The organism is Achromobacter sp. UBA5777, from assembly GCF_002418565.1.
Taxonomy (GTDB): domain Bacteria; phylum Pseudomonadota; class Gammaproteobacteria; order Burkholderiales; family Burkholderiaceae_B; genus Achromobacter; species Achromobacter animicus.
In genome coordinates, this window is record NZ_DIEJ01000224.1 from 1 (window position 1) to 7,639 (window position 7,639).

At 65.2% G+C, this 7,639-nt stretch carries 7 protein-coding genes; all 7 read left to right on the top strand.

Features of this window, described 5'->3' with window-relative positions; translation table 11 throughout:
- The first annotated feature begins 197 nt into the window (after positions 1-197).
- The gene (gene tssB / locus B3446_RS18495) at positions 198-713 is read left to right on the top strand and encodes a type VI secretion system contractile sheath small subunit (protein ID WP_008168611.1); all 516 of its coding nucleotides are present in this window, start codon (positions 198-200) and stop codon (positions 711-713) included.
- Entirely contained in the window at positions 706-2,199 is a 1,494-nt protein-coding gene (gene tssC / locus B3446_RS18500) for a type VI secretion system contractile sheath large subunit (protein ID WP_191578872.1), read from the top strand. Before tssB ends, tssC begins: the two co-directional genes overlap by 8 nt.
- Before the next feature lie 48 nt (positions 2,200-2,247).
- Positions 2,248-2,751 (top strand): Hcp family type VI secretion system effector, encoded by a 504-nt coding sequence (locus B3446_RS18505; protein WP_105237422.1) that lies wholly within the window; start codon positions 2,248-2,250, stop codon positions 2,749-2,751.
- A gap of 64 nt (positions 2,752-2,815) precedes the next feature.
- A complete protein-coding gene (gene tssE, locus B3446_RS18510; RefSeq protein ID WP_105237423.1) occupies positions 2,816-3,301 on the top strand; it encodes a type VI secretion system baseplate subunit TssE in 486 nt (161 codons plus the stop codon).
- Between the two features lie 51 nt (positions 3,302-3,352).
- Positions 3,353-5,191 (top strand): type VI secretion system baseplate subunit TssF, encoded by a 1,839-nt coding sequence (gene tssF / locus B3446_RS18515; protein WP_291383879.1) that lies wholly within the window; start codon positions 3,353-3,355, stop codon positions 5,189-5,191.
- On the top strand, positions 5,155-6,246 hold the full coding sequence (tssG, locus tag B3446_RS18520; RefSeq protein WP_191578874.1) for a type VI secretion system baseplate subunit TssG: 1,092 nt from the start codon (positions 5,155-5,157) through the stop codon (positions 6,244-6,246). The genes tssF and tssG overlap by 37 nt, the downstream gene beginning before the upstream one ends.
- Positions 6,247-6,268: 22 nt before the next feature.
- Positions 6,269-7,639 (top strand): AAA family ATPase (locus B3446_RS18525; RefSeq protein ID WP_291383880.1); only part of this gene is annotated, 1,371 nt, incomplete at its 3' end.

Below are 7,639 nucleotides of genomic sequence, written 5' to 3' on the forward strand. Positions count from 1 at the left end.
CGCCGCATCCCCCGCCGCATCGCCTGCCGCATCGCCGACCGCGTCCCCGTCTTCGCAACAACCCGCCAGCCCGCCTGCCCAGCAGCCCAATCGCGCGCCGAATCCGTTCGGCGACCTGCTGACCAAGTGATTCGCCTTGGGGCGCCGCCCCGGCGTCTCCTCGACCGACAGACAAGATCCTTTGCACGGAGCCGTCCATGGCCAAGAAAGAAAGCGTTCAGAAACGATTGCAGAAAGTCCGTCCGCCGCGCGTTCAGCTCACGTATGACGTGGAGAAGGGCGACGCCATCGAACAGAAGGAGCTTCCCTTCGTGGTCGGCGTGGTGGGCGACTTCTCTGCGCAGTCCGAGGCCGAGCTGCCCCGTCTGAAGGACCGCAAGTTCGTCAACATCGACGTCGACAACTTTGACGACGTGATGCGGGGGCTGGAGCCCCGCGCGGCGTACCGCGTGAAGAACCGCCTGACTGATGAAGGCGGCACGTTCGGCGTCGACATGAAATTCCGCTCCATCGAGGATTTCCGTCCGGAAGCCGTCGTGCAGCAGGTGGATCCGCTGCGCGAGCTGCTGGACATCCGCACCAAGCTGGCCGATCTGCGCAACAAGCTCGCCGGCAACGACAAGCTGGAAGACCTGCTGGGCGAAGTGCTGACCAGCACCGAAAAGCTGCAACAGCTCACCAGCGAGACCGACAAGGGAGGCCGCAATGAGTAATTCCGCCGCCGCACAAAACACTGCCGCCACCGCCACCGAAACGCAGAGCGGGCTGCTGGACCAGATCGTCGAGCAAAGCCGCGTCGCCAAATCCACCGCCGAACATGACCGCGCCAAGGACATCATTGGCGAGCTGGTGCGTGAGGTAATGAAGGGCACAGTTGTGGTGTCCGACAACCTGTCGGCCATGCTGGACGCGCGCGTCGCCGAGCTCGACCGCCTGATCTCGGCCCAGCTCAGCGAAGTGATGCACGCGCCCGAGTTCCAGAAGCTGGAGAGCACCTGGCGCGGCCTGCACTACCTGTGCCAGGAGACCGACACCAGCCCGATGCTGAAGATCAAGGTGCTGAACACGACCAAGCGCGACCTGGTTCGCGACTTCCAGACCGCGATCGACTTCGATCAGAGCCTGATGTTCAAGAAGGTGTACGAAGAGGAATTCGGCACGTTCGGCGGCGCGCCGTTCGGGGCGCTGCTGGGCAATTTCGAGATCACGCGCCAGCCCGAGGACATGTATTTCATCGAGCAGATGTCGCACGTGGCGGCCGCGTCGCACGCGCCGTTCATCGCGTCGGCCTCGCCGGAGCTGCTGGGCCTGGACAGCTTTGCCGACCTGGGACGCCCGCGCGATCTGGCCAAGGTGTTCGATACCGTCGAATACACCAAATGGCGCAGCTTCCGCGATTCGGAAGATTCGCGCTACGTCGGCTTGACCATGCCGCGCTTTCTGGGCCGTCTGCCGTACGACCCGGTGGAAGGCACCACGGTCGAAGGCTTCAACTTCGTCGAGGACGTGGACGGCACCGACCATTCCAAATACCTCTGGTGCAACGCCGCGTGGGCCTTCGGCGCACGCCTGACGGCGGCATTTGCGGACTTTGGCTGGTGCGCGGCGATCCGCGGCGTCGAAGGCGGCGGCCTGGTCGAAAACCTGCCTACGCATACGTTCAAGACGGACGACGGCGAAATCGCGCTCAAGTGCCCGACCGAGATCGCCATCACCGACCGGCGCGAAAAGGAATTGAGCGACCAGGGTCTGATCCCGCTGGTGCACTGCAAGAACTCGGATTACGCCGCCTTCTTCGGCGCCCAATCGGTGCAGAAGGCCAAGAAGTACAACACGGACAGCGCCAACGCCAACGCGGTGTTGTCGGCGCAACTGCAATACATCTTCTCGGTATCGCGCGTGGCGCACTACCTGAAGGCGATGATGCGCGACAAGATCGGCAGCTTCGCATCGGCGCAGTCCGTAGAGAGTTTCCTGAATCGCTGGGTGTCGCAGTACGTGCTGCTGGACGACAACGCGACGCAGGAACAAAAGGCGCAGTTCCCGCTGCGCGAAGCATCGGTGCAAGTGGCCGAGGTGCCAGGCCGCCCTGGCGTCTTCCGTGCCGTGGCGTTCCTGCGGCCGCATTTCCAGCTTGACGAACTCTCGATCTCGTTGCGCCTGGTCGCCGAATTGCCGGCGCAGGCCCAGAAATCCTGAGCGTCATTGCACTGACAACTCATCCATCATCTGAAGAGGCTATCAACAATGAAGGACATCTACGTCAAGTTCGGCAATCCGGCGCTCAAGGGCGAGTCGCAGGACAAGGACCATCCGGACTGGATCGAAGTCAGTTCGTGGCGCCACGAGATCATCCAGCCGCGTTCGGCCACCGCATCGACCTCGGGCGGCCACACCGCCGAGCGCACCGAACACGGGGAAATGGTCTTCACCAAGGATCTGGACGTTGTCAGCCCGCTGCTGTATCAGCACGCGTCGGGCGGCACCACCTTTGACGAAGTGACCATCGACTTCCTGCGCGCCGACGGCGAAGGCAACCGCGTCAAGTACCTGGAGATCAAGCTCAAGTACGTGATCATTGCCCGCGTGGCGCCGGAAGTCGTGGCCGAGGGCCTGCCGCACGAAACGTTCTCGCTGAAGTACGCCGCCGTGCAATGGAAGTACACGCAGCAGAAGGTGGGCGGCAATCAGGGCGGCAACGCCCAGGGCGCCTGGAGCCTGACCAAGAACGACAAGACCTACTCGGTCTGATCTCCGCCGGGCAGGCACGAAGACCGCGGCCCGAGAGGGTCGCCGTCCTTCTTTTGAGGCCCCGATGAAAGGATTCGAACCGAGTCTCTTCGACAAGCTGTTCGAAGCAGAGGGCCAGTCGCCCTATGCCTTGCGGCGCTTGTCGATCGAGGAGATGAAAGAAACGGTGGCGCGCGACATCGAGGCGCTGCTGAACACCCGCATGGTGTTCACCGAGGAGGACCTGCGGCGCTACCCGAATTGCCGGCGTTCCGTGCTGACGTACGGGCTGTCGGACTTTTCGGGGCTCAGCCTGGCCAGCCACTACGACCGCGAGTTCATCTGCCGTTCGCTCGAACAGGCGATTGCGCGCCACGAGCCCCGGCTGACGCACGTGCGGGTCATGCTGCAGGTCGACAGCCGGGCGACGTCGGTGCTGTATTTCGCGATCACGGCCATGCTGGATGTGGGGCCCGCCCACGAGCCCGTGACCTTCGACGCCACGCTGCAGCCGTCGACCTTGCAGTACTCCGTGACCAAGGGTTGGGCCAAAAGCCCGGCCACGGTCTAGCGCATCAACCCGCGGTGCAGGTGCCCTGGTGCGCCGGACAGGAAGACATCAATGGAAGAATTGCTGCCCTATTACGAGCGCGAACTTGGCTTCTTGCGCACCTCGTCGCGCGATTTTGCCGAGCGCTATCCGAAGATCGCCGCGCGGCTGGGGCTGTCGGGCGAGACCTGCGAGGATCCGCACGTCGAACGCATGATCGAGTCGTTCGCATTGCTGAGCGCGCGCATCAACAAGAAGCTGGACGACGATTACCCCGAATTCACCGAAGCGCTGTTCGAGGTGATGTATCCGCATTACCTGCGGCCGTTTCCTTCGTGCAGCGTGGCGCAGTTCGACTTGGGCGGCGCGGGCGCGCAATTGACCGCACCGGTGCGCATCGGGCGAGGCACCGAACTGAAATCCCATCCGGTACGCGGGGTGCCGTGCCGCTTCCGTACCGCCTATGACGTCACGCTGGCCCCCATCGAGGTCCGGCGCGCGGCGTTCGAGTCCAGCGCCAATGCGCCGGCCACGGCCAAGCTGCCGGCCGGCGTCACGGGCCGCTTCTCCATTACGCTGGGCTGCCTGGGCGAGAACCAGCACTTCGGCCTGCCGGGCGTCGACCGGCTGCGTGTCTATCTGCACGGCGAACCGTCGTTCGTGGCGGCGCTGCGCGACGCCCTGTTCCTGCGCGCGGCCGCGGCCTATGTCGAGCTGCAGCCGGGACGGTGGGACCGCCTGGCCACGATTCCGCTGGCGCAGGTCGGGCTGGCCGAGGACGACGCGCTGATCGACTTTCCCGCGAGCTCGCACCCGGCCTACCGCCTGCTGGCCGAATACTTCGTGTTCGCCGAGAAATTCAATTTCGTCGATATCGACCTGGCCGCGCTGCGTCCCCATCTGGGCGCCGTGCGGCAATTTACGCTGCACGTGCCGGTGAGCGGGGTGCGCGCCGATTCCAACACGGCGCGGCTGCTTGAATCGACATCGGCGGACAACCTGCGGCTGGGCTGCACGCCGGTGGTGAACCTGTTTGCACAACGCGCCGATCCGATCCGCGTGACGCACGCCGCGGCGTCGTACCCGGTGGTGGCCGATGCGCGTCGCGCGTACGGATACGAGGTCTATTCCATCGATCGCGTGCGTCAGGTGCGGCAGAACGTCCAGAACGATACGGTGGTGGACTTCCGGCCGTTCTACTCGCTGCATCACGGCGAATCGCCGGAGTCCGCCGGCCACTACTGGACCATGCGGCGCGATGCGTCGATGGCGCAACGCAGCCCGGGGTACGAAACCGAGATTTCCATCGTCGACATCGATTTCGATCCCTCGGTGCCGCAGACCGAAACCCTGAGCCTGGATCTGACGTGCACCAATCGCGACCTGCCGGCGAGCATTGCGGTGGGCCAGTCGGGCGGCGACCTGTTCCTGGAAGGCGGCACGGTGGCGCGCAGCATCCGGATGCTGCGCCGGCCGACGCATTCTCACCGTTTCCAGCAGGGGCGCGCCGCCCACTGGCGGTTGATTTCGCATCTGGCGCTGAATCACCTGTCCCTCGTGCAGAGCGGCCTGCCCGCCTTGAAGGAAACGCTGCGCCTCTACGACCTGTCCGGATCGGCGGTCGCCGCGCGTCAGATCGAAGGACTGATCGGCCTGGACTACAAGCCGGCCACGCACTGGATGCCGGGCGAGCCTTTCGCCACATTCGTGCGCGGGATTGAGATCCGCCTGACCGTCAATGAAGATCACTTCGTGGGCACGAGCCTGCATACCTTCGTTGCCGTCATCAACCGCTTCTTTGGCCTGTACGTGCACGCCAACAGCTTTGTGCAATTGGTCGTGTTGTCGCGCCGCGGCGCAGAGGAATTACTACGATGCCCCCCATGCAACGGCGACGCCATCCTAGCGTGATGGACGCGCTGCTGGCAGAGCCGCAGCGCTTCAAATTCTTCCAGGCCGTGCGCCTGCTTGAGCAGTGCTTCGCGCGGCAGGAACGCGGCGCGACGCGCCATACGGTTCCCGTGCACCTGCGCTTTCCCAATGCCCCCGGGCTGGCGTTTCCGCCCAGCGAAGTCGTCGATGCGGTGGCGTATGACAAGCACGGCGAGGCGCTGACCGACGAGGCGGCGCGCCAAGCTGCCATTGCCGAAGGACGGCTGGGTCGTGTGGAAGTGACGCCGGCGTTCTTTGGTCTGCTGGGCGGGCAGGGGGCGCTGCCGCTGCATTATTCCGAGATGCTGGCGAACCGGGAAAGCCTGCGGCGCGACCGCGGTGCGCGCGCCTTTTTCGATATTTTCTCGAACCGGGCGGCGGCGCTGTTCTACGCCGCGTGGAAGAAGTACCGCATGCCGCTGCGGCACGAAACCGAACAGGACCATCACTTTCTGCCGCTGTTGCTGGCGCTGGGCGGGATCGGTCATCCGGCGCTACGCGACCGGTTGCACAGCGGCGCGGGCAAAGTGTTCGACGAATCCGTGGCGCATTACGCGGCGGCCGCGCGCCAGCGGCCTGTTTCGGCGCCGATGCTGCAGCGCGTGTTGCAGGACTACTTCGGCGTGCCCCTGCGCGTGGAGCAGTTCGTGGGGCGCTGGTATGACGTGCCGCCGCAGAACCGTACCCGATTGGGACAGCCGGGCGCGGTACTGGGCGTGTCCGCCCTGGCGGGCGATCGCATCTGGCAGCGCGACCTGCGCATCCGGTTGTGGATAGGTCCGCTGCCGCGCCAGGCCTTCGCCGATTTCCTGCCGGGGGGTGAGCGCGCGCAGGCGCTGGAAAAGCTGTTGACGATGTTCGGCGGCATGACTTTCGAATACGAAGTGAGGCTGGTGCTGGCGCGCGAGAGCGTCATGCCCTGCCAGCTCGGCGAGGGCGGCGACGTGCGCCTGGGCTGGAATTCGTTCCTGTGCACCGGCCCGGCTACAGAGGACCGCGACGACGCCAGTTATGAACTGCACACCATCCATTGAACCGAAGACAAGCTAAAGACTCATGGCCACTCCGCTGAAGACGTTGATCGGGAAGTTGAATCAGACCTGCCGCCAGGCCGCCGAACGCGCGGCCAGCCTGTGCATGGCGCAAGGCCACTATGAAGTGGATCTCGAGCATCTGTTCCTGGCGCTGCTGGAAAAGCCGGCCAGCGACGTGAGCATCATTGCGCGGCGTTGCCACATCCAGCCCGATGCGCTGGAAGCCGATCTGAAGGCGGAGATCGACCGGTTCAAGAATGGCAACACGCGTACGCCCGTGTTTTCGGCGCATCTGCCCAAGCTGTTCGAACACGCGTGGCTGATCGCATCGCTGGATACGCAGACGACGCGGATCCGTTCCGGACATCTGCTGCTGGCGCTGCTGACGGAGCCGGACCTGGCGCAACTGGCGCGCCGGGGCTCGCCGCTGTTCGAATCGTTCCGGCTGGACGAACTCAAGCATGATTTCACCGCCCTGACGCAAGGGTCGGAGGAGACGGGGCAGGCGGTGGGCTTGGCCGATGACGCGGGTGGGCAAGAAGCGCCCGGGCAGCCCGCGCCGGGCTTGTCGCAGACGCCCGCGCTGGACCAGTACACGACCAATCTCACCGAGCGTGCGCGGGAAGGGAAGATCGATCCGGTCATCGGGCGGGATGCCGAGATCCGCCAGATGATCGACATCCTGACGCGCCGGCGGCAGAACAATCCCATCCTGACCGGCGAGGCGGGCGTGGGCAAGACTGCGGTGGTCGAGGGGCTGGCGCTGCGCATTGTCGCGGACGATGTGCCGCCAGCCTTGGCCGGCGTCACGTTGCGCGTGCTGGACATGGGCCTGCTGCAAGCCGGCGCCAGTGTGAAGGGCGAGTTCGAGAACCGCTTGAAGAACGTGATCGACGAGGTCAAGAAGAGCCCGTCGCCCATCATTCTTTTCATCGACGAGGCGCACACGATGATCGGCGCGGGTGGGCAGGCAGGCCAGAACGATGCCGCCAGCCTGCTCAAACCCGCCCTGGCGCGCGGCGAGCTGCGTACCATCGCCGCCACGACCTGGAGCGAATACAAAAAGTATTTCGAGAAGGACGCTGCGCTGGCGCGGCGCTTCCAGGTCGTCAAGGTCGAGGAGCCGGACGAAGCGCTGGCGGCCTCGATGCTGCGTGGCATGGCGCCGCTGATGGAACGCCACTTCGGCGTGCGCGTCCTGGACGAGGCCATCGTTGCGGCCGCGCGGCTGTCGCATCGCTACATCACGGGTCGTCAGTTGCCGGACAAGGCCGTCAGCGTGCTCGACACTGCCTGCGCGCGCGTGGCGCTGGGGCGCAGCGCCACGCCGGCGCTGATCGACGATGCGCGCCATCGCCTGACGCGGCTGCGCACCGAACGGGAGGCCCTGCGG